At 43.7% G+C, this 25,625-nt stretch carries 22 protein-coding genes; 7 read left to right on the top strand and 15 right to left on the bottom strand.

The features are described 5' to 3' along the window. Nucleotides 1-66: 66 nt before the first annotated feature. Entirely contained in the window at nucleotides 67-522 is a 456-nt protein-coding gene (locus tag ACYVGO_RS23590) for a RidA family protein (protein ID WP_142771678.1), read from the top strand. Between the two features lie 53 nt (nucleotides 523-575). Here the strand turns inward: ACYVGO_RS23590 and ACYVGO_RS23585 are convergent, their stop codons facing one another. Both ACYVGO_RS23585 and ACYVGO_RS23580 read right to left on the bottom strand, forming a co-directional pair. Next, on the bottom strand, nucleotides 576-1,190 hold the full coding sequence (locus ACYVGO_RS23585) for a 2,3-bisphosphoglycerate-dependent phosphoglycerate mutase (protein WP_460971377.1): 615 nt from the start codon (nucleotides 1,188-1,190) through the stop codon (nucleotides 576-578). 79 nt (nucleotides 1,191-1,269) lie between these two features. Beyond that, entirely contained in the window at nucleotides 1,270-2,685 is a 1,416-nt protein-coding gene (locus ACYVGO_RS23580; protein ID WP_460971376.1) for an enolase C-terminal domain-like protein, read from the bottom strand. Between the two features lie 128 nt (nucleotides 2,686-2,813). Here ACYVGO_RS23580 and ACYVGO_RS23575 point away from each other — a divergent pair, with 128 nt between their 5' ends. The 4 genes from ACYVGO_RS23575 to ACYVGO_RS23560 all read left to right on the top strand — a co-directional run bounded on the left by ACYVGO_RS23575 (nucleotide 2,814) and on the right by ACYVGO_RS23560 (nucleotide 7,409). Next, complete coding sequence (locus ACYVGO_RS23575; RefSeq protein ID WP_460971374.1) at nucleotides 2,814-3,590, top strand: HpcH/HpaI aldolase family protein; 777 nt, start codon at nucleotides 2,814-2,816, stop codon at nucleotides 3,588-3,590. 72 nt (nucleotides 3,591-3,662) lie between these two features. Continuing rightward, complete coding sequence (locus tag ACYVGO_RS23570; RefSeq protein ID WP_460971373.1) at nucleotides 3,663-5,108, top strand: GntP family permease; 1,446 nt, start codon at nucleotides 3,663-3,665, stop codon at nucleotides 5,106-5,108. A gap of 96 nt (nucleotides 5,109-5,204) precedes the next feature. Next, entirely contained in the window at nucleotides 5,205-6,095 is an 891-nt protein-coding gene (locus ACYVGO_RS23565) for a 2-hydroxy-3-oxopropionate reductase (protein ID WP_460971372.1), read from the top strand. A 9-nt stretch (nucleotides 6,096-6,104) separates the two neighbouring features. Further along, nucleotides 6,105-7,409 (top strand): enolase C-terminal domain-like protein, encoded by a 1,305-nt coding sequence (locus ACYVGO_RS23560; protein WP_460971371.1) that lies wholly within the window; start codon nucleotides 6,105-6,107, stop codon nucleotides 7,407-7,409. Nucleotides 7,410-7,524: 115 nt separating this feature from the next. On the opposite strand, the gene ACYVGO_RS23555 is transcribed toward ACYVGO_RS23560, so the two are convergent. The 6 genes from ACYVGO_RS23555 to ACYVGO_RS23530 form a co-directional block, all read right to left on the bottom strand. Continuing rightward, complete coding sequence (locus ACYVGO_RS23555) at nucleotides 7,525-7,668, bottom strand: hypothetical protein (protein WP_460971370.1); 144 nt, start codon at nucleotides 7,666-7,668, stop codon at nucleotides 7,525-7,527. 110 nt (nucleotides 7,669-7,778) lie between these two features. Next, nucleotides 7,779-8,834 (bottom strand): T9SS type A sorting domain-containing protein, encoded by a 1,056-nt coding sequence (locus ACYVGO_RS23550; protein ID WP_460971369.1) that lies wholly within the window; start codon nucleotides 8,832-8,834, stop codon nucleotides 7,779-7,781. Nucleotides 8,835-8,919: 85 nt separating this feature from the next. Continuing rightward, complete coding sequence (locus ACYVGO_RS23545; RefSeq protein WP_460971368.1) at nucleotides 8,920-10,071, bottom strand: putative Ig domain-containing protein; 1,152 nt, start codon at nucleotides 10,069-10,071, stop codon at nucleotides 8,920-8,922. A 162-nt stretch (nucleotides 10,072-10,233) separates the two neighbouring features. Beyond that, the gene (locus tag ACYVGO_RS23540; RefSeq protein ID WP_460971367.1) at nucleotides 10,234-11,361 is read right to left on the bottom strand and encodes a YjbH domain-containing protein; all 1,128 of its coding nucleotides are present in this window, start codon (nucleotides 11,359-11,361) and stop codon (nucleotides 10,234-10,236) included. Between the two features lie 81 nt (nucleotides 11,362-11,442). Further along, nucleotides 11,443-12,282, bottom strand: coding sequence for a YjbH domain-containing protein (locus tag ACYVGO_RS23535; protein WP_460971366.1), 840 nt, complete (start codon nucleotides 12,280-12,282; stop codon nucleotides 11,443-11,445). A 141-nt stretch (nucleotides 12,283-12,423) separates the two neighbouring features. Beyond that, nucleotides 12,424-13,485: a hypothetical protein gene (locus tag ACYVGO_RS23530; RefSeq protein WP_460971365.1), complete on the bottom strand. Its 1,062-nt coding sequence runs from the start codon at nucleotides 13,483-13,485 to the stop codon at nucleotides 12,424-12,426. A 514-nt stretch (nucleotides 13,486-13,999) separates the two neighbouring features. Here ACYVGO_RS23530 and ACYVGO_RS23525 point away from each other — a divergent pair. Together ACYVGO_RS23525 and ACYVGO_RS23520 are read left to right on the top strand one after the other, a co-directional pair. Next, entirely contained in the window at nucleotides 14,000-14,791 is a 792-nt protein-coding gene (locus ACYVGO_RS23525) for a tyrosine-protein phosphatase (protein ID WP_460971364.1), read from the top strand. A gap of 83 nt (nucleotides 14,792-14,874) precedes the next feature. Further along, nucleotides 14,875-18,138, top strand: coding sequence for a hypothetical protein (locus ACYVGO_RS23520; RefSeq protein WP_460971363.1), 3,264 nt, complete (start codon nucleotides 14,875-14,877; stop codon nucleotides 18,136-18,138). Nucleotides 18,139-18,149: 11 nt separating this feature from the next. On the opposite strand, the gene ACYVGO_RS23515 is transcribed toward ACYVGO_RS23520, so the two are convergent. The 7 genes from ACYVGO_RS23515 to ACYVGO_RS23485 all read right to left on the bottom strand — a co-directional run bounded on the left by ACYVGO_RS23515 (nucleotide 18,150) and on the right by ACYVGO_RS23485 (nucleotide 25,509). Further along, complete coding sequence (locus ACYVGO_RS23515; protein WP_460971362.1) at nucleotides 18,150-19,271, bottom strand: acyltransferase family protein; 1,122 nt, start codon at nucleotides 19,269-19,271, stop codon at nucleotides 18,150-18,152. 119 nt (nucleotides 19,272-19,390) lie between these two features. After that, nucleotides 19,391-20,671, bottom strand: coding sequence for a WcaI family glycosyltransferase (locus tag ACYVGO_RS23510; protein WP_460971361.1), 1,281 nt, complete (start codon nucleotides 20,669-20,671; stop codon nucleotides 19,391-19,393). An 84-nt stretch (nucleotides 20,672-20,755) separates the two neighbouring features. After that, nucleotides 20,756-21,604: a glycosyltransferase family 2 protein gene (locus ACYVGO_RS23505; RefSeq protein WP_460971360.1), complete on the bottom strand. Its 849-nt coding sequence runs from the start codon at nucleotides 21,602-21,604 to the stop codon at nucleotides 20,756-20,758. 56 nt (nucleotides 21,605-21,660) lie between these two features. After that, complete coding sequence (locus tag ACYVGO_RS23500) at nucleotides 21,661-22,224, bottom strand: WcaF family extracellular polysaccharide biosynthesis acetyltransferase (protein WP_460971359.1); 564 nt, start codon at nucleotides 22,222-22,224, stop codon at nucleotides 21,661-21,663. 274 nt (nucleotides 22,225-22,498) lie between these two features. Beyond that, entirely contained in the window at nucleotides 22,499-23,677 is a 1,179-nt protein-coding gene (locus ACYVGO_RS23495; protein WP_460971358.1) for a glycosyltransferase, read from the bottom strand. Nucleotides 23,678-23,726: 49 nt separating this feature from the next. Beyond that, a complete protein-coding gene (locus tag ACYVGO_RS23490; RefSeq protein ID WP_460971357.1) occupies nucleotides 23,727-24,257 on the bottom strand; it encodes an acyltransferase in 531 nt (176 codons plus the stop codon). A gap of 139 nt (nucleotides 24,258-24,396) precedes the next feature. Then, nucleotides 24,397-25,509 carry a glycosyltransferase family 4 protein gene (locus tag ACYVGO_RS23485; RefSeq protein ID WP_460971356.1) on the bottom strand — a complete coding sequence of 371 codons (1,113 nt, stop codon included), beginning with the start codon at nucleotides 25,507-25,509 and terminating at the stop codon, nucleotides 24,397-24,399. Nucleotides 25,510-25,625: the final 116 nt, after the last annotated feature.

The raw sequence follows: 25,625 nt of genomic DNA, 5'->3' as shown, positions 1-25,625 counted from the left end.
TGAGTATACTAGTCGGTTAATACACAGCTTACCCATAGTATAGATAATAACTTTATTCGATACAATATGAGTTACCTCCGAAATTTTCTATTGTGGATTGTGCTGGCTTCCTGTAGCCAGGCTCAGCCACCAACTCCCGTAAAAGTACCCAGTGGTTATCTGTATAAAGTAGATACTGGTATACCGGGTCAGACTGTTTATGTGTGCGGAGAACGCCCGTACAATACGAATGGCGATTTAGTGGGCTCGGGTGATTTAGGTGCACAGACCCGCCAGATATTTGAGAATCTAAAAACCTCACTGGCTACCGTAAATATGAGCTTGACTGATGTTACGCAGGTAAAGTACTCTGTCAAAGATGGAACAGGCACTACGCTTGTGAGTGATGCCGATTCGCAACTACTCAAGACGATTCAGGCTACTTACTTTGCAACGGCTCCCAAAATTGTTGAAATGAAAAGCGTGACCCAAACCGTTCGCGAAGATGTGCTGATTGAGGTTGAGGTAATTGCGGTGAAATAAGGGATAAGTAAGCTAATCTGAATTTGCCTGATTACCTGACTATCGAACGATTCTTATTTTGGTAATAGCTTAAACTCGCCGGTGGCCAGGTCGTAGTCGTATTGACGTGGGATACCTGTAGCCAATTCAACTTTTTCAATATCTGTTGGGCTAATGTGTTCCAACTCCATCAGTAAAGCCCGCAGACTGTTCCCGTGCGCTACCACGAGTACGGCTTTTCCGGCCTGTAGATGTGGCAAAATCGTTGTTTTAAAGTAGGGGATCACGCGGGCATGGGTGTCGGCTAAACTTTCACCGTTCGGTGGCGTATCCGTATAGCCCCGTCGCCACCGGAATACCTGCTCGGCTCCAAATCGGGCTTCGGATTCCAGCTTATTCATCCCCTGCAAATCGCCATACATACGCTCGTTCAGAGCCGCACTGCGCTCAATCGGCAGGTCTGTCTGACCAATTTCGTCCAGAATAAGGGCCATTGTTTCAATAGCCCGCTGCAATATGGATGTAAACCCGATCCCGAAGTTTGGGGGTTGATGGGCTTTGAGTAACGCACCCGCTTCGCGGGCTTCGTGTCGACCCAACTCGGTTAGCGGTGTGTCAGTATTACCCGTAAAGCGGTTTTCTAAATTCCACTGTGATTGTCCGTGTCGGACGATGACGAAGAGAGGCATATGTAGTAACTACAAAATAGATAGGGAAAGTGTTTCCCGCATACATAGGGCAACACCCTATGTATTTATAAATCATGTTCTAGCTAAATAAATTTTCATAATGCGCTGAGGGAGCCAAAATCCCGCCACTCTGCTCATAAAACGATTGATCGGTAGGGTACACACCTTTTTGAGGTTGGGTCCAGGTTGCACCCGCTTTTGGGTGGTAACTCATCAGGGTAGTCCAGTTTTTGAAATACTGCCGACCATTGGTTTCCTGTAACCCTACGGTCATTCCAGGGAAGGGTGCCAAACGGGCAGCGACACACTTGTTCCAATCGACCAGGATCGGGTTGACAGTTAAGTCGGCGCAAAAGCAGGGGATCTTTTTTTCGAAGGCCAACTGGGTAATTTTCATGGTCATGCTTAAGGTTTTGGCAATGGCTTTCACGGCAATGGCCGAATAACCCTGCTCAATTCGTTGGGCTGCATCCTCCACCGTATGGGCACTTTCATCGGCGGCAATGCGTACACCCATATCACCGACAAAAACCTCATTGTCTTCGGCGAAGGGTTCTTCGATTACCGCGATCTGGTCGAAAGCGCCAATTTTTTTGGCATGATCCAGAAAACGAAGCAGCGTTTCTTTTGATTCGTATCGGCCGTTGGCATCGAAGTAATACGGTATTTTTCCGCTCTTCGTATAAGGGGTTTCGTAATGACCAATTGCCTTATGAACCGCCGACAGAAAAGCGATGTCCTTTTCAATCATTTCCTGTTGTGTACCTGCCGATCCGGTTTTTAGTTTCAGGATAAAATACCCTTCGTCGGCGGCTTTCTTAATCGTATCGGCGGATGTGCCTACACTAAACGATGGAATACAGGCGACCTGCTTATGACGATACGACAAACCCGGTTTATAGGCATCGGGAATCATTTCGTCGAACCGGGTCATGTTGTTTTCCTGGGCGTACAGGAGCCAGGCCGCGTTATCGACACATACCAGCGAATTCAGGGCAAAGGTTTTTCGTAGATTGGGGTTTCCCGTTATCGTTTTGCCATAGGCCAGTACCTCGGGAAGGAGCCTATCAACTAACTCGACTGGATTCGTAAAGGAAGTCCCTTTCATCAATTGCAAGGCGTGTTCGCTCATGGCATACATAAGCGCATTGCCCGCGCTTTCGGAATGGGTGGCAAACACACTTGAATCCGACCAGAGAACCCCTTGTGTGCCTAGCCCGATTTTATGAATACCCGACTCAGATTCAAGTCGGGCTACAGTTTGCCAACTATCGGTTATGGCACTTCCCTTGAACCGATAGGGATTCAGTGGTTCCCGTTCAAAATTAGCATTGACAGCGCTGATCCGAATCGTCGCTAAGGGTTTTCTAGAACTGATTGACTCCGTAGAAGTGGGGGTAAATCCGGCCGTGCCCACGGCCATCAATGCCGAACCTGTACCAATCATAAATTCCCGTCGGTTTATGGGTTTGTATTCGCTATTCAGATGATTCATAGACTAGTTGATGGGTAAGTAAGATGGATGTGAGCTGAATAACTAGGCCAATTGGCCGCTGTAAACAGTTGCATTGGGAATCTGATAAGATAAGAAGTATAGTCAATCGGTTCTCTCCTTTATTGTGCATGAAAAACCTGAAGCAACGTCTCAAGCAGGGCGAAACACTCAATGGGTGCTGGTTAAATCTGGGCAGTTCATTAACCGCCGAGCTAGTTGGTCAGGCTGGTTTCGACTGGGTATTGATCGACCTTGAACACGGAGCGGGTTCAGAAAAAGATGTTCTCTACCAGTTGCAGGCGCTGGAACATACCACTGCTGGTGCCATTGTGCGGGTAGAAAGTGCCGAAAGTCAGCGTATCCACCGGGTGCTGGATATGGGTGCCGAAGGTGTCATGTGCCCTAAAATCAGTAGTCCAGAGGAGGCTCAAAAGGTAGTGAACGGCTTACATTATCCTCCTCACGGTAATCGGGGAGTAGCCAAGATGGTGCGGGCTACGGGCTTCGCCCAGAACTTTGCTCAGTATTATGAAGATGCCAGAGAGACAATTTTGGGTATCGTGCAAATCGAGACCGTAGCGGTGCTGGATCACCTGGATGCCGTAGCCGCCATTGATGGTGTGGATGTGCTGTTCATTGGACCGGCCGATCTGTCGATGGAGCTAGGTATATTCGGGCAGTTCGACCATCCTCGTTTTAAAGAGGCTCTGCAGGAAACGGTCAACGCGGCTCAAAAGGCGGGCAAATCGACAGGTATTCTGTTTTTCAATCCTAATGATTACCAAACTTATCATGAGCTGGGTATACGGTTAATTGCCTGTGGAGCCGATGCCACCTTCGTTGCGGATGGTGCCCGAAGTCTGGCTCAAAAGCTGAATGGGTTTAAACGCTCATTTAACGCATAAACCGGCGTAGACCAGTCGAAAAAAACTTCTCCTACACCTCGTAACCCTTAAACCGTAACCCTTCCCCTCTGAATGACTGATCCGCTTTTTATTTTGGCCGTAGGTGTACTCATCGTGGTAGGCGGTATCATCGGATTGAAGCTACACCCGTTTCTGGCGTTGTTACTGGGCGCTTTTGCAGTAGCACTGCTGACGCCCGCTTCGGCCATTGAACAGTTTGCATTGTCGAAGGGAACCGCACCGGCAGCCGCACTGGCCCTGGCTAAAAAAGGCATCGGTGAGCGTATTGCAACCGAGTTTGGGAATACTTGCGGTAAAATAGGTATCCTGATTGCTATGGCGGCTATCATCGGTAAAAGTATGCTGGAGAGTGGAGCCGCCGAACGGATTATTCGGTCGATGCTTCGGCTAACCGGTATCGGGAAAGCACCTATTGCTTTCCTGGTCAGCAGCTTTTTTCTGGGAATTCCCGTGTTTTTCGATACGGTTATTTTCCTGATGATGCCGCTGGCTAAAGCAATGACCTTGCGAATCGGTAAAAATTACCTGTTGCTCGTCCTGTGTATTATGGCGGGTGCCGCTATGGCCAACTCATTGGTACCACCCGCACCAGGACCCTTATTTCTGGTTGGGGAAATGAAAATTCCCATCGGGATGATGATGATAGGAGGCACCATCGTTGGTCTGTTTACCATCACAGCGGGCTATTTCTTTGCCCTCTGGGCCAATCGGAAATGGCCAATACCGTTGCGCGACTCGCTGGATGCCCGGCTAGAGGATCTTAAACTGGTGGCGGCTAAGGAGGATCAGCACCTGCCTTCGCTCGGGGTGTCGTTACTGCCCGTATTGATTCCGCTCGTGTTCATTTGCGCAGATACGGCCCTCAATGCTCTGGCAACGCCAGCTGTGCCGCTTACGCAATCGCCGGTTTTAAGTAAACTACTAAGCCTGATCAAATTTTTCGGGGATAAAAACATTGCCATCATCACCGGTGGTATTGCTGCCTTATTGATACTGGCCCGGCAGAAACGAGGTAATAAAGAAGGGCTAACGCCTTTTGTACAGGCAGCGCTGATGAGTGGCGGAGGCATTATTCTGATTACCGCAGCGGGCGGGGCTTTCGGTGGTATGCTGCAACAGACGGGCATCAGCGCTAAGATTGCCGATATGACCAAAGACTACCAGATGGCTTTGATTCCTCTGGCGTTCCTGATTGCCGCTGTGGTTCGTACGGCGCAGGGATCAGCTACGGTGGCGTTGATTACCGCATCCGGAATTCTCTCGGGTATGGCGGGTAACGCTAACCTGGCGTTTCATCCACTCTACCTGGGACTGGCCATTGGCTGTGGGTCAAAGCTGGTTCCCTGGATGAACGACGCGGGTTTCTGGATCATCTGCAAGCTGAGCAATTTAACCGAACAGGAGGCTTTAAAAACCATTTCGCCCCTGCTTGTGGTCATGGGATTAACTGGCCTCGTTATCATCCTGATTGCCGCCCAGTTGTTTCCGTTAGTTTGATGTATTGAACACAGAGCCACAGAGAACACATTTTTTACCATATGTTTTCTGTGACCTCTGTGGCTCTGTGTTGAAAAAGATGTTCGTTTCTCAACTATGGAAAAAATAGGATTTATTGGGTTGGGTATTATGGGCAAGCCTATGGCACTCAACCTGCTCAAGGCTGGCTATGTTGTCACTATACTAAGTCATAGCAAAGCGGCTGCAGCGTTAATTGATGCCGGTGCACAGTCCGTTACCACCTGTAAGCTAGTAGCCCAGCAGAGTGATATTATCATTACCATGCTTCCCGATGCACCCGTTGTTGAGCAGGTATTGTCTGGGCCTGAGGGCGCACTCGCTGGTATTCAGCCAGGTAGTTTGTTCATCGATATGTCTACGGTTTCGCCTTCGACCGCTACCCATACCTACAGGCTAATGCGGGAAAAGGGTGTGGACGCGCTCGATGCACCGGTTTCGGGTGGCCAGGTGGGGGCAGAAACAGCTACGTTGTCGATCATGGTAGGCGGGACTGAGGCCGCTTTTCAGCGTGCTCTGCCGGTATTTCAGGCAATGGGTAAAACGGTTGTTCACGTGGGCGAGTCGGGGGCGGGGCAAACCACGAAAGCCTGTAATCAGCTCATCGTGGGCATCACTATTCAGGCAGTGGCCGAAGCGTTTACTCTGGCGCAAAAAGCCGGGGTCGACCTCGAAAAAATGCGCGAGGTCTTACTGGGTGGATTTGCCCAGAGCCGTATCCTTGATCTACATGGTAAACGCATCATTAACCGGGATTTTCAACCGGGCGGAAAACTGAAATTTCACCAGAAAGATATGGCTATTGCGCTACAGATTGGTGAAGACCTGGCTGTATCGCTCAAAGGAACGGCTTTGGTGGCAGCACAAATGGATAAGGCAGTAGCGTTGGGATTGGGTGATTTAGACCATAGTGCCCTTGCATTGCTGGTAGAAGCGAACGTTGGCCCGGCAGTTATCATGTCAAAATAAACCCTCATTATGAACCCTAAAACTGGACCCCGAATTAATCAGATCATCATTACGCCTATTGCCATCGTTGATCCGCCCTTGCTGAATGCGGCTGGTTTGCACGCACCCTATGCCCTTCGGACCATCGTTGAGCTGGTGACGAACGATGGTATTTCGGGCATAAGCGAGATACCAGGTAATAGCGCTATTGATGCGGCCCTGCATGAGTCCGTCGAGTTACTCATTGGAAAGGATGTTTTTCAACTCAATGAGATCCGACAGGTACTGGTCAACCGATTTGGGACCGAAACGGCTGCTCAACGGGGACAGGCACCCTGGGACCAGCGAAAGCTCGTTCACATCTTCAGCGCCATCGAAGTGGCCTGTATGGACATTATCGGCAAAGTAACGAACCGACCCGTTGTTGATCTATTAGGCGGAAGGATGCGGGACCGTGTGCCGTTCTCGGCCTATCTGTTTTATAAATACGAAGGAGCAGGAGGGGAGTTGGGCTTCCATACCGACCCAACTGCCCAAGGGTGGGCCGCTGCCCGGCAAGCCGCGGCTTTGGACCCTGAAGGCATTGTTGCCCAGGCAAAAGTCATGTGTGCGGAATTTGGATTTCAGTCAATCAAGCTGAAAGGTGGCGTTTTTGAGCCGCAGCAGGAGGTGGATGCCATGTTTTCCCTGCATGAAGCCTTTGGTCCCGATGTACCCCTGCGCATTGATCCGAATGCCCTCTGGACGGTCGAAACGGCCATCAAGTATGGTAAACAGATGGAGCCCATCCTTGAATATCTGGAAGATCCGGTTCGAGGTCAGGAAAATATGGCCAGGGTCCGGCAAGCGGTAAAAACGCCCTTAGCGACCAATATGTGTACCACCTCGTTTGAGGATATTCCCACTAGTATTGCTATTGGCTCGGAGGATATTATCCTGAGCGACCATCATTTTTGGGGAGGGCTTCGTTCGTCAATTACCCTTGCCGGTATTTGCTCAACATTCGGACGTGGGTTATCAATGCACTCGAATAGCCATCTGGGCATTTCGCTGGCGGCTATGGTGCATCTAGGTGCGGCACTACCCCAATTGCCTTATGCATTGGATACGCACTATCCCTGGCAATCGGATGAAGTCATTACAGGCGGACGTTTCAACTTTGAGGAAGGAGCTGTACTTGTTCCAGAGGGCCCTGGCCTGGGCGTTGAGTTAGACAGGGTGGCCCTGGCAGCCTTACATCAGAATTACCTGAACTGTGGTTTAACGAAGCGGGATGATGAGATCGAAATACAAAAAGTACAGCCAGGCTGGACATTTCAAGCCGTTCGGTGGTGATACAGGATATACAAAAAGTGGCTGCGTCCCTTTGAAGAACGCAGCCACTTTTTGTAATTATTAGTAAATGGTTATTAGTTAATAGATATCTATTAACTAATAACCATTTACTAAATTAGCTGAACGTACCGCCGAAGCCATCGACGTTCGAGCCTGTTTTTAGCGTCAGTTTTTTGACATTACCCAGCGACTTCACGCGGGGTGCCTGATACGCCTTTTTCGGCGAAGCATTCGATATATGGTTAGACTTTGTTTTCATGTGCCTGGAAAGTTAACTAGTATGAAACAGTTCCTGATAGGGATCCGGTATCGGCTGACAAGGGCTAACGGATCTATTAAAATCCAGTTTAGCTAATCAGCCAGGCGAATCTATTCGACAATTAAGCGATGCTTACGAGTCTGACCACGTTCATCCACCGTCAGAATGTACACCCCCGTCGAGAGCTTACCCGTCACCTTTAACAACAGATTCCCCGACTCAACACCCATCTTCTGAACCGGCATCAAACGACCATCTGCGCCATAAAAATTGATCTGTGCCGTCTCGGGCTCATCCAGACTCAACCGAAACTGCTGATCATTGAGCACTGGATTGGGGAACACGCCATAGGCACCTTCACGCAGCACCACCGACACCACCGGGAATACCGTCGACTTGCCATCCAGATCCATCTGGGTCAGCCGATAGTAGCTCGTACCCGCGTAAGGCGTCTGGTCAATCAGGTGGTAATTCTTCAGCGAATTGCTGTTGGTACCCAACTCCGTTACTTCGCCCACTTTCTCAAAACCTTTCAGATCCTTGCTGCGCTCGATCAGAAAGCCCTTGTTGTTGGTTTCCAGCGAGGTGGTCCAGGCCAGGGCAACCGTGCGATCCTCCTGGGCTTTGGCCGTGAAGGAAACCAGGGCTACGGGTAAAGCACCCGCCGTTACCGCCACGGGCGTGCTGGCATTGTCGTTGTTGGGGTTGTTGGTACCGATACCACTGGAGAGGGCATTGCTCAGCACATTGGGCGGCAAGCCTCCCGTTACGCGTACGCCAACGATGGCTAAGCGCAGATCATAGATGGCATTACCGGGCACGACGCCGTTGTTGCTGCGGACAGTAACAATGGTGCCATTGGTTCCATCATAAGCGCCCACGGTAACTGACAGGTTGGCCGTGGTGCCCGCCACAGGCGAGATAACCACGACTGAGGAGCCGGTTACGCCGATATTGGGGGGCAGGTTAACGGTATAGGTAGCGGTAGCGGACTGAGGGATATCGGTGGAGCTACCATTGCCAAAGCTGGCGGTGAGACTAGCGGCTTGTCCAACCTGGATGGGGTTGGGGCTAATGACGATTCCTCCCACGGAAGGATCCTGGGCGAAGGCGGCATAGCTGCTGCACAAGACCGTCAAAAGCATAAGTAAACGTTTCCGGATCATAACAATAGACGATAAGTTTGTAGAAAAAGACCGTACCCTTAGGAAACCTGCCAACTAGCAAAATGTTAGTTGGCAGGTATAAAATTTATAGACCACTTATAATCCGGCTATAGATATTGTTTGCCGAATTATTATCGTAGCTGTTAGTCGCGTCATCATTAACGTTCACCACAATGTTGGATGTGCTTCCTGAGTTGGCGGATGTGCGGGTGAGAGTAAAGCCTATTTTTACTTTAGCAAACCCAGCAATCGCTTCACCACCATTTATAGTTAGTGTCAATTGTTGGTTCTGAGCATTGTTAGTAACTGACCACTTTGTATTATCGACCGCAACCGGATTCGTAAGCCCTCCTGATACATTGATGCTGGTAATGGCATTCGAGTACGAAATGCTATAACCCGTAGGCGCAGTAACGGTAAAGATAACATTCCCGGTGGATGTGGCAAAACCATCCAATTCGGCTATTTCGACTACAAAGTCACGCGAATTGTTGGGACTCGTTGCGGCAAAGTTAGCCTGAGGTAAGTCGATCGTTGGCGTTAGATCCGATTGTGCTGGCGCTGCACCTGAGACGATGATCGTAAAGGTGGTATTGATGGCCAAACCAAGTGAATTCGTCGCGGTTATGGTGACCTGCGAAATACCAGGTGATGCTGGAGGACCTGTAATGACCAGCCCGTTAAAGGTAAGTCCATCAGGCAAGCCCGCTGCGGTTAGCGTCAATGGATTGTTATTCGGGTCTGTAAATGTGTTAGCCGGGATGATGAACGTGAAGTTTGATCCAACGGTAGCGTTCTGTGTTCCGATTGGCGTACTGACAAACGGCCGCTGTGCTGCATTGGGGTCACCAGCAGGAGCAACAGTAATCACGGCTTCAGCAATATCGCTCAAGCAACCGCTTTTCGAGCAGGCAGTTGGAATAACAATGGTTCCGGTTGCGCTGGTTGGAACACTGATGGTGCCACCTGGAGCAACTGTGTACACACCATTGCTGCCAAAATATTGAATGATACCACCCGCACAGCCTGTGGCCGTAATACTAAAAGGACTTCCAACCGTAACAGTCGCCGATGCTGGCGATACAGTAGGAGGGGTCAGGCCGCATGGGTTGGAAAAACTGCCTGCCGACGTAATAATGGGTGCTGCCGATACTTGGGCGGCAATCATCAGGCCAAGCAGTATCCCAAGACACCGGGTTAAGGCCGAATAAGCGTGGAGTTGTAGAGATAAACGCATAGTAAAAAAGGGATTATTGAGTTGGGTAGTGGACCTAGACCGGAGGTATAGGAGGTGATTTAAAGAGTGATTAAGATTTTTTTCGTTTACACGAGTTGGTTGAATCGTTGAGAGTTTTTCCATTGAGTATTGATTAGTAGACGATGAAACATGACGATTATACTAGGGCTGTTGTTGACGTAAATAATCGGAATGATACTGACGAAGCAGGGCATCCAGTTGATTACCTACCCGATACCGTAGGCCAACGTTACTCCCTCCTCCATTATAGGAGTACTCCCAGCGAAACTCCTCCGTTGTTCGTACTCGTAACCGTTTCGACTGCGCCAAGCGGCCGGGTGGAATCGGGATCGCAAAATTGAAACCTGCCGTTGACCCTTTCGTTGTTTTCATCGCAAAAACCCCTACCTCCACTGAATAAAGCTGACGGATAAAGTCAAACCGTACGCCCTGATCCTGGTACAGATACTGTCCTCCAGACAACTTAAGGGTAATATCCCGCTTACTGATTCGATACGCCACATCGGCTAAGATCATGGCCTTATCCATCGACTCGTAATAAATCCCCTTTGTTGGGTAGTAATAGTCACCAGTTAAACTGGCTTCCAGACCAAACGACCAGGGTTTGGTTAAGTTAGTATGTCGATATTGTAGGTTTACACCATACTGGTTACTGTAAAAGAAACCAACCGACCCACTTATGAAATCCTGGCCACTCAGGGCTAAAAACTGATTCAGGTAAATAGGCGCTGGCCGAATATTCATTGGCTGCGTATCGTAGTTGTTCGTGATCGGGAACAACACACCTATATTCAGTACCAGCCCCCGGGTCAAATACAGCTGGCTTTGTAAGAGCAAGCTGATTTTTGTTTGAAACGGGTCCATCTTATACCCGAAGTTGGCAACCATCTCCGGATGGAGCCGGAAATCAACCTTGTAATGGCCCGGCCCAGCCGGAATACTATGTCGTAACACTTTCCGTTCGGTTCGGGATAATAAACTGGTTTGCCAGTTGGTCCCCAGTCGATACCCGGCAATAGGTACTCCCTGATAGAGTGGAACAAATTCAGTGGTAGCCGGTTTGGCAAGCGTCTGACTCAGTTCCAACAGACCAATCATTGGGTTTCTGTAGAGCCGCTGCTCATAATATACCCGCTGGCTGGCACTATCAATGGTTAGATTTTCGAAATTCAGCAACGTTCGTTGATCCTGTTGCTGACAAAAACCTATCTGAACAGACCAGCACAGCACTAAATAACTTAAGACAATTGCTGATCTATTTCTTGTCACAATGCGCACTTAGCTTACTTATTTTTTGTCATTCCGGTTTGTTTGTCATTCCGACGATAGGAGGAATGATAAACAAACCACTTACTTCACCACCTCCAACTTCTCACGTACTCGTTTCGGTAACTTCTTTAACGAAACGGCATAAGACGTGCCGAATGTGATCTGATCGAAATTAATAACGCCCGCCTGAACTGTCCAGCGATCGAAGAGCTTGGCATAGGCACCCAGATTAAGGTGCCGCGAATCCCATTCGATCATTCCGCCCAGCGTTTGTTTAAACCGAATCGCTACGCCCCCAAAAGGCCCTGACAAATACGGATTAGAGCGTTCATTTTTATTGTGAAGCTTATAGTTAGAGAAAATATCAAAATCGTTCCCCTTATTATCGCTTCGATCAAAGTAATACGGACTTCCAAATCCAGCTGTAACTTCCGCCGTTATCGTTTCACTTAGCGTGAAATTTTTGGTGGTAGCCGCGGCATACGTAACCAGTGAATTATCTATCCCAAAAGGTGCAGAGACAATCACAGCAACCGATGGCCTACGTTCGCCCTCTGTCAACACCGCATACTTAATATCAAACTGACGGTCCCCAATGCCTCTAGATTTCAGAGGTAGATCCCCATTCACCCGAAATATATTAATGTTAATTTCAAGGCGGGGTAACAGCGCCAAGGTTGCGTAATAGATACTGGACGACTGATTAGGGGCGACATTCACAGACGCATTCGGATCATTAGCACGAGGATCGTAGTGCGAAGGATTATAATGATAGCCGATATGAAACATGCCATCAGCCAGTATCCTTGCGGTGGGGATGTTCATTAACCCTGGCTTACCTGATATATTCACCTGAGCCAAACTCAGATGTGATCCTACTAAGCCGATTAGTAATAAACTCCACCCTAAACTCGTACGCATTACACCGGTTACCCTATTCATTAACACAGATTGGATAATCAATCAGTTTACCCCTAAATCCCCTAAAGGGGACGTTGTCTAAGTTTGAGCTAAGTCCCCTTTAGGGGATTTAGGGATGGACCCGACGAATCGGTTAATGTATTATGGTGCTACAGTACCTTGGTTGTGGCAGCTATCGAACAGAGCCAGTACAATCCGTTGTGCCTGCCGAATCGTTTCGTTGAAGTTGTTATTGATCGCATTCACGTCTGTATCAAACGCAAACTTGGCAGCTGCAACTTTTGCGATAGCGGTGATGGTACAGGCGTTCACATCGGCCGACTGTAGATCATAATAGAGTTGATTTTCCTGTGCGTACAACAGATAGGTGAACGCTTTCAGCAACTCATAGTTTGTTGCACCGAGGGTGCCTTGAATGGCTACTAACTTAGCCATGTCCGTAGTCAGATTTCCGCTGGATGTATTGACCAGATTGCTATATTGAGCTAGTTTGCCCGAAATACAGCTCTGTACATCACTCTCGGCTGTCGACTTACCCGAATTATAATTGCCTTGTACCGTTCCCACCTGCGATTGACGGTCATTTTCCAGTCCAGCTATTTTAGCATCGAACAGGTCGTTGGCTGCTTTAAAGCAAGGATCACCCACATAATTAACCGGTTTAACAGTTACTGGGGCTATAAGAGATAGGAATCCTGGTCCCGGAATAGTCGTCGTCGTTGGTCCAATTACGTTCCCGTTCACTTGAGGGTAAGTAAAGGTCGGGAAGTATTTCTGCAATGTTGGGTTAGCTACCAACGAATTGATCGTTGCCTGTAAGGGAGAGGGTAGCTTTCCGCCATTTTTGATTGCATTAATGACCGTTGGGGTAAATTCGCTATTGAAGCTAGTTGCCGACGTTCCGGCAGCGGATAACGCAGCGGCCATCTCTGCCGCAGCTTGGATAACAGCAGGACTTACATTACCCGCACCGATATCACTTTTAACCTGGCTTGCAGCGGGCGATGGGGTCAACGTGGAAGCCGTTACGGTAACCGCGGCAGGAGGTGTTACTCGAAGACCCGGCAATTGCAGATCTCGTAACGATTCCATCGTGTACTTAGGCGCGAGGGGAGTGGCATCCTGGTTCCGGCAAGCGTAGACCATGAACATGAGGCATAGTCCATAAAATGACCATACAGCTTTGTTTGTAGTTGTTTTCATGAGCAATTCTAAATTTGAGACGGTTAAACAAAAATGGTGTGCCAATAGGCTTTACCTTACTTTACTCCTTCAGATATCAAGCCATAGAGGCAGAAATTGAATTCACAACATTGATCTGAGTATTCCGTTTAGCTTAACCGATCAACGGTCTACATACGCCAGTGAGTAGCTAGTAATTCAGTTCACTTTACTGCGTATCTTTATGAGCTTTTTCACTAAACGGAAGCAATATATTGGTAACTACTGGTTTAATATGCCCCGAATGATAGTTAAGTGCATATCAATTTATTATTCGGCGAAAATACCAGACTGGATCTAGCATTAATTGTCACATGATTCATTTTTGTATAGTAATGTTGCATTGGTTTAGTAGGTGAAGTAGTTGAATTGGTGTAGTTAGTGTAAATGGTATTCACAAGTATTTATAATAGTTGAAGACGCCTATTTTTGTCATTCCAACGAAAAGACCGGGCCGCCGGAACGTATCTCTCCTTCCGTCGAGATGACAAAAAAAATGTCCCGGCATCGCCGAACCAGAAATAAGATGACGAATCGCGTATTGACCTGGTTGAAAAACCAATTTTCTTCTAAAGAACTATCGAGTACCCAGGCACCCTGCTTCTGGCAAACGGACATACACTCACACCTGATTCCGGGTATCGATGATGGAGTAAAAACAATGGAGCAGTCCATACTCTGTATCCGTCAACTCGCTGATTGGGGTATTCAAAAAGTAATAACGACCCCCCACGTAAGCCAGGATCATTATCCGAACGATTCGGTTACGATTTTACAAGGACTAGCCGCTTTACAGCAACAGGTCAAACAGGAAGGGATTCCCATTCAGATCGAAGTAGCTGCTGAATACATGCTGGACAATTACTTTCTGGAACGTTTAGAGAAGGCTCCACTTCTGACCTTTGGCTCCGAAAAGTATCTGCTTGTTGAAACTGGCTGGCTAGCTAAGCCAATGCTGTTAGATGAAATGATCTTCCGAATCCAGACGAACGGCTATACACCTATACTAGCGCACCCAGAACGTTATTCGTATTATATAAACGATCTGGATGGTATACAACGCCTGCGTGATCAGGGCTGTTTGATGCAACTAAACTGGATGTCCATGACAGGCCGATATGGTGGGCATGCAAAAACACAAGCGAAACTCATCCTCAAAAACAAATGGGCCGATTTTATCGGGAGTGACATGCACCGCCCGGAGGATCTGCCAGCCCTGGAAGCGTTTATTTCGAATCAGGGGTATGAGTTGTTAGAACAGCAACCGTTGCGCAACAAAAATTTATAACATACTACATCATACCGAGTTCTTTATGAAGATAATTTATAGAATGATAGATAATGGAACAAGTACATTTTTTAAATACATCTATGAAAAAAGTATATAAATGGTTAATCGTTTGTTTACTTTTTAGCTTGGTAACTAAAGCTCAGGATAATGGACCAATCAAAATACCCTTTACTCTAAAATCTTCAGGCTATTTAACTATGGTTATTGAAGATGCTGATGGGAAAAGGGTAAGAAATCTTTTTTCAGATACATGGTTTGATGCCGGAAAGCATTTTATTAACTGGGATGGCAGTGATGATCTGGGAAGAGACCTAGACTTAGCGAATAAAGGTATATATAAAACGCCTTTTCATGCTGTATCACCGGGAACGTATACACTAAAGATATTATCCCATCAAGAAATCAAGACTACTTACGAATTCTCTGTTTACAGTTCAGGTAATCCTCCCTGGACTACAAATGATCATACAGGTGGTTGGCTAGCTAACCATACTCCTCCCCAAGCAGCAATGTTCGTTCCGGCAAAGCATAATTCTATTGGGCAAGATCTTGTTTTTCTAGGATCTTATATTTCTGAAGGCCCAGACGGCTTTGCCTGGGTAGATCTAAATGGTAAAAAATTAGGAGGAATGAAATGGTTAGGAGGTGTTTGGACTGGCGCTCCGTTTATGTCGTACGATCCAGGTAAAGGTCGGTTAGCTGACGTAGACGTTTATATTGCTTCCTCCTGGGAAACAGCAAAGAAATCAAGTGATGGAGAACTTCGTATTAACTCGTATCCACAATCTAAAAAGTTTCCAGGGATTAAATATCCTTTAGGTGGATTTATAAGTGGAGAGACTAAGACTACGGCAATAGGGGGACTAGCATCGTTTGATGGGACTCTAGTAGTGAGTTTACCCTTTCGTAACAAGTTAATCTATTTTGATTTTAAGACAGGAAGCTATCTGGGAAGCATTGATATTAAAAGCCCAAAAGGTATTTACTGTACAGAACCTGGAGCGCTTTTTGTCCTTTCGGGAAAGACAGTCGTAAAATTTCCTTCTATTGTATCTTCATTGAAAAACAATAAGTATACCGTGGTTAATTCTAACGATCTTGACGATCCTGTTGCCATAACAGTAGATGATTCTGGAAATATGTATGTAAGTGACGCCGGAAATACTCATCAAGTAATAGTATTGGGTCCTACGGGCAAATATATCCGATCCATAGGCAAAAAAGGAAAGCCTAAATCTGGAAAATATGATCCCATGCATATGAATAATCCGGCAGGCATAACAATTGACTCCCGTAACCAGCTTTGGGTTGCTGAAAATGATTTTCTACCTAAGCGGGTAAGTGTTTGGAATGTAAAGGGCGAACTAATCAAGGCTTTTTATGGACCCGTGAAATATGGTGGGGGAGGTACTCTTGATTATAGGGATAGTACTAAGTTTTACTATGCTGAAAATAATAAAGGTGTAATGGAGTTTAGCTTAGACTGGCGTAAAAAGAAATATACGTTAGAGAATGTTCTGGCGCGAGAAGAAGAGAATTCCCTAGAGCTACCAAATCGTACCGCATATCCAGAAACGCCGATCTATTATAACGGGAAAACGTATTTTATTAACTGTTATAACAGCAATCCAACCAGCGGTAGCAAAGTTGGGATGCTTTTTGTACAAGATGGGGTTATTTTAAAAGCTGCTGCTGCTGTTGGACGAGCAAAAGATTGGGCTTTGTTTACCTCTACTAGTTATAAAGCAAAAGTACCAGCCCAATCGAATAGCAAAAAGACGGAGGTGCTATTTGTATGGTCTGATAAAAATAAGGATGGCCGACCCCAACCTGATGAAGTTGAATTTAAAGAAAGCACTGGTACGATAGGAGGAGTAACTATTCTGTCTGATCTTTCATTTTGCGTAACCCGCATTGATGGAAACGCTGTTCAGTTTAAACCCGTATCTAATTCTAAAACCGAAGTACCAACTTACGCTATTGATAAATTTTTAGTCTTAGCAAAAGGTGTTGCACCACCAGGCTCAACGGGGGGCGACCAAGTGTTAGTTGGCCAAAAAGGCGATATTGTTATCACACAAGGGATAGAGCCATTTCATCAATACTCGATTTCTGGCCTCAAAAATGGAAAACCTACATGGAGTTATCCCAATTTATGGCCAGGACTTCATGCATCGCATCACGGACCAATCCCCTTTTTTCCAGGTGAAATAGTGGGAACCACCAGGCTTTTAGGTAGGTCTGTAACGTTAAATGATAAGAACAAAACGGACGTTTGGGCCATCAATTCGAACCACGGAATGATTTATTTATTTACTATGGACGGCCTGTTTATAACAACTTTATTTAAACCCATTAGGGTTGGAGAAAACTGGAATATAGAGCAGGAGAATAAGTTAGATCTAAAAAAAATAACTTTGGGAGAGGAAAACTTTTGGCCCTCAATTACTCAGCTCCAAAATGGAAATGTGTATATGGTAGATGGAGCAAGAGGCAGTATACTACGAATTGATGGCTTAAGTAGTGTTTCATATCTTCCTGGTATCAATATTTCTGTTAGCAAAGAAGAGCTAGCTAGAGGGAAAAACTATCAGGACAGTATTCAGATAGCAGGCGCTAAAGCTAATGCAGACACGTTAATTGTTCCTATTAAATCCCAAAAGCTCGTAATTGATGGTAAGTTAGATGATTGGGATAAAGTTTCCTGGGTACGAATTAATTTACCTAAAAATACTGAGCCTCAAGTAAGCAATGAGAAAAGCTATGCAATGGCTACGACTGCTGTATATAAAGATAGATTGTTTTTTGCTCTAAAATCGGTAAGTCCCCAAATTCTGAAAAACTCAGGCGAAACTCCTCTAGCTCTTTTTAAAACAGGAGGAGCAATTGACATTATGTTAGGAACTCTTCCAAAAGCTAATCCTCAACGAATTTTACCTGACGTTGGTGATATTAGAATTTTATTAGCTTTAGTAAAAAACAAAATTGAGGTATTAATTTATCGACAGATAGATAATAACACAAAAAAACAAATTCCGTTTTCTTCTCCACAAAGAACGGTTTTGTTTGATAATATTGAAAACATAACTTCGCTTGTTGATATTATCTCTAATGATGATGGAACTATAGAATTTTCAATTCCTATTAATCTTACTAAATTGAAGCCTCGTGATGGAATGGTTATTAAAGGTGATTTAGGAGTTCTACAAGGTGATGGATTTGAAACCACAGCTAGAAGCTACTGGCATAATAAGTCTTCCGCTTTAATCTCTGACTTACCTTCTGAGGCCGAATTAACGCCAAATAAATGGGGATTTCTAAAATTTAAAAAAGAACCTCTGTAAAGCTAATTTTCCTAGGTTGAAACTTCTAGCTCAGATTCTTTAGCGTTTTTGTGGAATTTATTTCTTAATTTATTTAGTGGTGTTTCTATAAGATAAAAAGACATTATACCGGCTAAATAAACAAAAAATAAATTTTGTGGAAATCTATTAAACCAGAAACTTTCAGCATTAGGATTAGCTAAAACACTATTTATATCTCTAATGAAAAGCAAATGCCATATATATAATGAGTAAGATAGCATGCCAATATGGACAAATGGTTTACTATTAAGAAGTGATGAAAGCCAAGTAGGTTCATAGATGCACCAGAGCACGAATACAATTATACTTAAATTTGATATAGTTTGGCCAATAGTCAAAGTATAGGCACCTTTAAACACATCACCGAAGTAGGGAGATATGACAAATATGAAAAATACTATAAAACTCATGACTAAGTTATTCTTAAGCCACTTAGCATAGGATGAATTTAGGAAACTTTTTTCAAGTAAGGCTCCCAGGCAACCTGTTAATATTGTATCTCCACTTGTATGTATCATCATACCAATCTGCCCCCTCGAATTAGGCATATATATATAAGTTGCAATTCGTATAATAGGCATAATTGCAATTATTATGAGAACAACAGTAATAAGTTTTTTTCGAGGAATTCGTTTAAAAGCGATCGGCCATAATAAATAAAATTGTTCTTCCATTGCTAATGTCCAGAAATGCCCAAAAAATAGGCTTGGATTAGGTTGTGGAACTGTTAAAAGATGCATATAATTCCATAAATACAATGAAGCGAAAGCAATAGTTGTATAAGTTAACACACCAGGTGCTAAGAAAAATTGTTTTAGTATGATGATTATAAATATATAAGTATAAAAAACAGGAAAAATGCGAAGAGATCTTCTGATATAAAAATTTTTAATATTTATATCGTTTGTCTTTTCTCGTTCTTGTAATAGGAGCTTTGTAATAAGGTAACCTGATATGACAAAAAATATGTGAACTCCTAAGTCTGAATGGATTACATACTTAAATAATAAGTTATTAGCTAACTTGGGTGGCATAGTATGCTTGGCGTGGACTAATAACACCATTATAATTGAGATTGCTCTCAAACCATCTAGACTTCTAATGCGATTCATATAAATAGTATTATATACTCAGGTAGTGTAAAGGTTAGTTAGATGCCAGCTTTTAAATAAGTTCTAAATAATTAATTATCACAGCAATTATAAACTATCATCTCTTGCAAATACTTAGTTTAAATATCAATTGTGTTTCTATTAATTAATGATGATGCCATTGATGTCTTGTTGGGAACTAGCGCTAGAAGTCCTTTTTCAAAATGTTTCAAAATGGCACCCTTACTTAAGTAAGATTGAGCATATTGGCGTGCATTTTTTTTATAAATAGACAAATCCGAATGTAAAGCTTTTTCAAGTCCTTTAACTAATGCCTCTAATGATTCCGGTTCAATTAAAATGCCCATCTGATTTGATTCGATAACCTCATAAAGTGTTGTGTTTGGCATAGCAGATACGAGAGCGCAGCCGCCAGCCGCCAAAATACTTGTCAATTTAGATGGTAGTACAAGGTCAGACGCTGACTTTTTCTGGAGCACTAAATGAACGTCAGCTGTAGCTAAAAGAGCTGATAACTTGTTATAAGGTTGTAAAGGATGAAAATCGATGTTTTTAAGGCCATACTCAGTAGCCATGTTTTCTAGTCGCATTTTGCCTCCGCCAGAGCCGCAAATCAGAAACTTTACATTTGACTGATCCTGAAACAATCGGGCTGCTTCAATGATGAGCTCCAACCCTTGTTTTTCGCCAACGCTGCCTGAATACAACACCACCTTATCCTCTGGGAGCAAACCCATTTCGGCACGTAAGGATTGCTCGCGAGGAAGAGGGCGAATTAACTGTTCGTCGACCCAGTTGGGGAACAATACACAAGGGTATTGCAGTACATGTTTGTCCGATACCCTACGGACCATGCCTTCACTGATTGTAGAAACAATAGCAGAACGTTTAAGAATGAATTTTTCGATAGAAAACAGCAGATTCAAAAAGGAGCTATTTTTAATCATCTTTAGCTCTTTGGCCATATCGACCTGTAAATCCTGAAGATGGTACCAGAGCGGTACGTTTTTAAGCAACGAGTACAAAGTAGGTATTAATCCAATCTGAAAAGGCGGGGATACGCAGATAACGACATCGTATCTTTTCTCATACAAAACCTTAACCCAATAGGGAAGGCTACTTACCACAAAGGATAACTCATGTATAATCCGCTTTATCGTAGTTGCCTTTATGGGTACGTAAAAAGGACAGCGATGTACAGTGACACCTTCTAGTGTTTCGGTAAACCAAGCTTTACCCTTGTAAGCATCATGAATCTCCCACTCAGGATAATAGGGCATAGCTGTAATCACCGTTACCGAGTGACCTTGACGAGACAGCCAAGCGCCCATTTCTCCGGTGTACTTTCCTACGCCTGTAAGCTCAGGGGCGTAGTTAATATCGTATAGTAGAATGCGCATATAGTGCCGATGACACTTTGAATTAAGGTGAATTTTTTAGCTAATGAGAAGGAATCACAATTACCAGTACTTGTGCATGAAACTTTATTGGAGATTTGATTTCTGGGCCTGTTTTAGCTCTCGTATTTTGAGGTACGTTTGCGTAAAATAAGCCATTTTAAGTATGGCAAAAGCAAAACCACGAGTTCCGTCCTTAAAGCCACCCATTAATAAGAAACTTCCAAGGAAGTAAACAGGGCCAAGCAAGGGGGTTTGCATCAGTCCATATTTCACTTTCTGCATCCAGGACCAATGCCGTTTTGCTTCCGTGTCCTGTGTGATTTTTAAATAACGAGCTGCTTCCCAACTCGAATATTCGTTGTGCTTTGTTACATAGTAGGAGACTCCCCGTAGATCCTGATGGTCTATTTTATTGCGAATTGTGCCAATTTTGCCATTCAATACGGGGTGTTCATGGATTTCCATATCCAATTTACTCCATTGATCTTCATCAATCCGTTCGTATTCACCTTTTCCAACTTGAAATAAAGCAAGTTTATGAAGGAAATATCCGCCCTTATTTTGTTTGCCTAAAAAATAGATGGTGTATCTTAACCAATAACCAACAATATCATCGTCTTTTTGCAAAGATTTATGTAAATCTGATTTAAATTCTTCGGTCAGAAATTCATCAGCATCCAGAAACATAACCCATTTTGTAATTGGGGTATAATTTCGCAGGTACCAGTTCCGTTTTTTGGGAAATTTACCATTCCAGATAAAGTTGATGACTTCTACTCCATGTGCTTTTGCAATTTCAACCGTCTGATCAGTGCTTCCCGAATCAATGATTACAATATGACGTGCTAGCCCTTTGCCAATTGAGGCAAGGCATTTGGGTAAATTTTGTTCTTCATTACGAACGGGAATAGCAATGGTTAAATCAAGAGACATAATGCCAAGTAAACTGGTAAGTAACTAGTATACACCTATTCAATAAGTAGGCATATTTAAGGGGTTTTAATTTCCGGTGCTAAAATCCTGTCTTTAATAGGCTTGCAAGGATAACCACTACATACCTTCCAGCCAGGCATGTCTTTAGTAACAACGGAACGTGCCCCAATTACACATCCATTACCAATAGTTACGCCTGGATGTATAAAGCTTTCAGCAGCAACCCAAACATGGTCCCCGATAATAATTGGTTTTGCAACCAGTGGAAAACCAGGCTTTGTATAATCATGTGTACCACCGCATAAGTGGGTACCTTGAGAGATTACTGTCCTTCTGCCGATTTTTATTTTCTCCATAGAATATAGGATCGCCCCATTGGCTATCCCACACTCTTCATCAAGTTCCAAATTCCAGGGAGCCCATATCTTTACTCCAGGATATACATGCACGCCCCGTCCAATTTTGGCACCAAAGCACCTTAACAGAAAAGATCGCCAGTTATGAAATGGCCTTGGAGAGTAATAAAAAAAGATACCTGAAACAATTTGCCATATAAATCGGCGTATTCGGTTTCTAAGAGAAAAAGATGGACCAATAAATGTGTCTTGATTAATACTCATAATTTTTTTCTATATAAGCAACTAGATATAAATGTTTTTCGATTTATATCTAGTTGCTTATCGAATACGCCCTTTTAAAATTATACTAATAGTAACTGGTTTTTTTGAAAATCAATTTATATCATTTACGTTATATTTTATTGGCAAAACCTGCTTTTTTACTATACTTTCTCTGATGCTTACTAAAAATAAATAACATATATATGTAGATCAGAAATAATTACTTATCAATGTTGTTTCAGCCTGTATAAAATTAAAGATAGACTAAAACATATTACATAATGCTTGTACTAATGGCATTTTTTAAATTTTCTGCGGCTGGTTGGATAGCGAAGTGTCGCTTAAAAGTTACTTTTGCATTTTTACCTTTTAATTGCTGTTCGACAGGAGTCAGTGCTAACCATTTTTGAATTAATTGCGCTGTGCCATCTAATGAAATAGGCGCTATCAAGCCACTCTCTCCGGCCTCAATTTCACGCCATATATTTACTTGATCAGAAATCAGTACAGGTTTACCGCAGGATAGAGCTTCAGCCACGGCTATTCCGAAGTTCTCCTGATGACTTGGTAATATAAAAGCCTCACACCCATAAATAGCCCCCCACTTAGCGTCTCCGGTTAACATACCTGTAAAGAGAATCATACTCTTTAATTGTGGGTGTTCATTAACAAATTGGAGAATAGTTTGTCCATAGGGAGTTTCCAAACCAGGGCCAGCGATGATAAGCTTAGGAGTTACTAATTTTGCTTCATTTCTTTCTTTTAAAATGCCCCAATAAGCTTTTACTAACAAATCAACCCCCTTTTTATAATGAATTCGGCTCAGGAAAAGTAAATAAGGCTGTTCAATAATTTCCGAATATTTTTCTAAAAAGGCCTTTCGAACCTCTTTAGTATAAGCTGGAGGTTCTTCAATTCCGTATCCTACATTGATCTCTTGCTTTGGATGATACGGCCGAAAAGGTTTTCGAGCTAAAAGTAATTCAGTTTGACAGGTAAATAATAGTCCATCAGATTCGTTGACTACTTTGTTTTCAATTACTTTCCAGTATAACCAGTTTCGTAGCGCTTTTAATTTTCGCCCTTCAGCTTTTTGAAACCAAGGGTCTAACATACCATGAGGCATTATATAAAAGCGTGTTAAAGTTGTATTAGGTTGTTGTTTTTGCTGAATAATTGCTTTCCAGACAGCATAGCTAGGGTATAACCATAACCCATGCATGATTACCACATCAAAACGACTCAAATTCTCAAGTAGCCAGGGGAGTAGTTTAGCACTATATGCCCAGGGACGTTTATCTGGGCCGAGTGCATAAATGGGGAATGGGTCTAATCCTAAGAAATCATCATTAGGGTTATCAAGAGATACTACTTCGTTAGTAATGCCTAATTTACTGAGGGCACCTATGGAATGCCGGATTCCTTGACAAGGGCCTCCAATTATTGGATTCATGCTTCCAATTACACGGAGAACTTTCACTGTAGAATAGAAATGTTATGACCTAATGAACAAAACCTTCTTTGCGTGCAAAATATTTAGCAGTACGTGGAATTTCCTGAACGGGCTTGGCAGGTACGCCCCCATAAAGTAACCACTCGTCTATATGTACTTTGTTTAGGAGAGATTTCGCTCCAAGTACACAACAGTTAGGTAAACTAGCGCCACCCAGTACTACTACATTTGTTCCGACAAAGGCATATTCTCCGATTGTTATTGGTTTACTATCCTGACGATTTTCTTCAACATTGATAGAGTGCGTCAAAAATTGTGAATGGTAGCCCGCAATAGTCGTAAATCGGCCAATTTTGATGCTATTGGTGCAATCAAAATGATGATATTTAGTAATAGCTGCTGACTCTCCTACTAATAGCTCTGCTCGTCGATTCGTTTGGTGTTGAAAGTGAAGGGATTTTCCTAATGTAGAAAAGCCAGTAATCCAATTGCCACGTCCAATAGAAGACCTGGCTTCCATATTTATCGTATCTAGATGTATAGCTACTGTAAAGTGATCAATTTTTGCTTTTTCTTTCATAATAAGCTTATGAGGGAATACCCAGGCTAAACCGATTCGGGCACTTGAATGAATATCATACCCAAACCAATTATGCAAAGCACGCCGTCTTAAGGGCCAGGGGAGTATAAATGTTATTAGTTTAAGAAGCATATATTAATTAAGCGGTAACATAGTATTCCTGTTCAATACCATGTAAAGACAGGTAATCATTAATCATTCGAGACAGTTTAAATCGATTACAGTTCTCAAAGCCACGTTCAACCAGATCGTTTCTTAATATTTCATTTTGTAATGAAATGAAAGCCGATGCAAAAGTTTGAGGATCATATGGATCAGCATGCAAAGCCGCACCACCACTGACCTCCGGCATAGGATCAGTAAGGCTGGCAATTACCGGGGCTCCACAAGCTTGAGCCTCAATTACTGGCCAGCCAAAACCTTCCGAAAACGACGGAAAAATAAAAGCTTGACAAGCACTGTACAGGGCTATTAAGGTAGTATGATCTGGTTTAACTACAGATACGATACGATTCTCTAAGCCAAGTGTAGATACATAATTGTAAAGAGTTTCATCAATAGCTTTACCGGCAAAACAAATTCGTCCTTTCCATTGATCCCCCATTGCATGTACCATATTGAGTAGCATCTTTCGATTCTTTCGGGGTAAACTTGAACCAACATGCAATATATATGGCTCATTTGGTTTGAGCCCAACTTTTCCTAAAAGTAAAGCCCGTTCAGATGGCGCCATCGGATAAAAGGTGCTATTAAACGCATTATGAATAACTCGCCATTCACTCCTATCTATATTATAATTTTTGGATAAGTGCTGTAATTGAAAAAGGGTTAATTCAGATACAGAGGCTATTTTTTTTGCTTGAATTAGGTTATTGAATATCCATCTTTGGAGGATCTTACCTGTACTACTAGTTGGGCAGTACGCATCATCGAAACCCAGGGCACCTCGAATGGCGAGAACATCATGACAAGTTATTCCAGTTAATTCTTTAGATAAGATGCTTAAATAGGGTGAATTGGAATGATCACAAATGTGAAAATGCGTATTAGAGGACCTATAAGACTTGATAACTAAACGACAGTATAGTATAATTGGAAAAATGATCCATTTATCAATATAGCCTACCCATTTCCCGATTCCTGAATTAGTAGATTTAGCTATACGTCCGAAAAATGGAACTGGGCGCCATAGTTCAACAGAAAGACCTGCTTGAGTAAAACCTGTCTTAAGCATTTGTGCAAATCGCTCCATACTTTCCTGGCGATCTGGAGCGTAATTGCCGATTAATATTATCCGTTTCAACTTATTACCTGCCACTTCAACTAATTATAAAAATTATTTTCTTATCAATATAGTATTACTTACTG

The organism is Spirosoma migulaei (genome assembly GCF_054776855.1).
This window is presented reverse-complemented; position numbering and strand designations above follow the sequence as displayed.

Coding starts and splice junctions, on each gene's coding strand:
- ACYVGO_RS23590 (WP_142771678.1), top strand. CDS start 67: ATGAGTTACCTCCGAAATTTTCTATTGTGGATTGTGCTGGCTTCCTGT.
- ACYVGO_RS23580 (WP_460971376.1), bottom strand. CDS start 2,685: ATGAATCATCTGAATAGCGAATACAAACCCATAAACCGACGGGAATTT.
- ACYVGO_RS23565 (WP_460971372.1), top strand. CDS start 5,205: ATGGAAAAAATAGGATTTATTGGGTTGGGTATTATGGGCAAGCCTATG.
- ACYVGO_RS23575 (WP_460971374.1), top strand. CDS start 2,814: ATGAAAAACCTGAAGCAACGTCTCAAGCAGGGCGAAACACTCAATGGG.
- ACYVGO_RS23500 (WP_460971359.1), bottom strand. CDS start 22,224: ATGAGTATTAATCAAGACACATTTATTGGTCCATCTTTTTCTCTTAGA.
- ACYVGO_RS23525 (WP_460971364.1), top strand. CDS start 14,000: ATGTCCCGGCATCGCCGAACCAGAAATAAGATGACGAATCGCGTATTG.
- ACYVGO_RS23515 (WP_460971362.1), bottom strand. CDS start 19,271: ATGAATCGCATTAGAAGTCTAGATGGTTTGAGAGCAATCTCAATTATA.
- ACYVGO_RS23545 (WP_460971368.1), bottom strand. CDS start 10,071: ATGCGTTTATCTCTACAACTCCACGCTTATTCGGCCTTAACCCGGTGT.
- ACYVGO_RS23555 (WP_460971370.1), bottom strand. CDS start 7,668: ATGAAAACAAAGTCTAACCATATATCGAATGCTTCGCCGAAAAAGGCG.
- ACYVGO_RS23495 (WP_460971358.1), bottom strand. CDS start 23,677: ATGAATCCAATAATTGGAGGCCCTTGTCAAGGAATCCGGCATTCCATA.
- ACYVGO_RS23570 (WP_460971373.1), top strand. CDS start 3,663: ATGACTGATCCGCTTTTTATTTTGGCCGTAGGTGTACTCATCGTGGTA.
- ACYVGO_RS23510 (WP_460971361.1), bottom strand. CDS start 20,671: ATGCGCATTCTACTATACGATATTAACTACGCCCCTGAGCTTACAGGC.
- ACYVGO_RS23505 (WP_460971360.1), bottom strand. CDS start 21,604: ATGTCTCTTGATTTAACCATTGCTATTCCCGTTCGTAATGAAGAACAA.
- ACYVGO_RS23485 (WP_460971356.1), bottom strand. CDS start 25,509: ATGGAGCGATTTGCACAAATGCTTAAGACAGGTTTTACTCAAGCAGGT.
- ACYVGO_RS23560 (WP_460971371.1), top strand. CDS start 6,105: ATGAACCCTAAAACTGGACCCCGAATTAATCAGATCATCATTACGCCT.
- ACYVGO_RS23585 (WP_460971377.1), bottom strand. CDS start 1,190: ATGCCTCTCTTCGTCATCGTCCGACACGGACAATCACAGTGGAATTTA.
- ACYVGO_RS23490 (WP_460971357.1), bottom strand. CDS start 24,257: ATGAAAGAAAAAGCAAAAATTGATCACTTTACAGTAGCTATACATCTA.
- ACYVGO_RS23550 (WP_460971369.1), bottom strand. CDS start 8,834: ATGATCCGGAAACGTTTACTTATGCTTTTGACGGTCTTGTGCAGCAGC.
- ACYVGO_RS23535 (WP_460971366.1), bottom strand. CDS start 12,282: ATGCGTACGAGTTTAGGGTGGAGTTTATTACTAATCGGCTTAGTAGGA.
- ACYVGO_RS23520 (WP_460971363.1), top strand. CDS start 14,875: ATGAAAAAAGTATATAAATGGTTAATCGTTTGTTTACTTTTTAGCTTG.
- ACYVGO_RS23530 (WP_460971365.1), bottom strand. CDS start 13,485: ATGAAAACAACTACAAACAAAGCTGTATGGTCATTTTATGGACTATGC.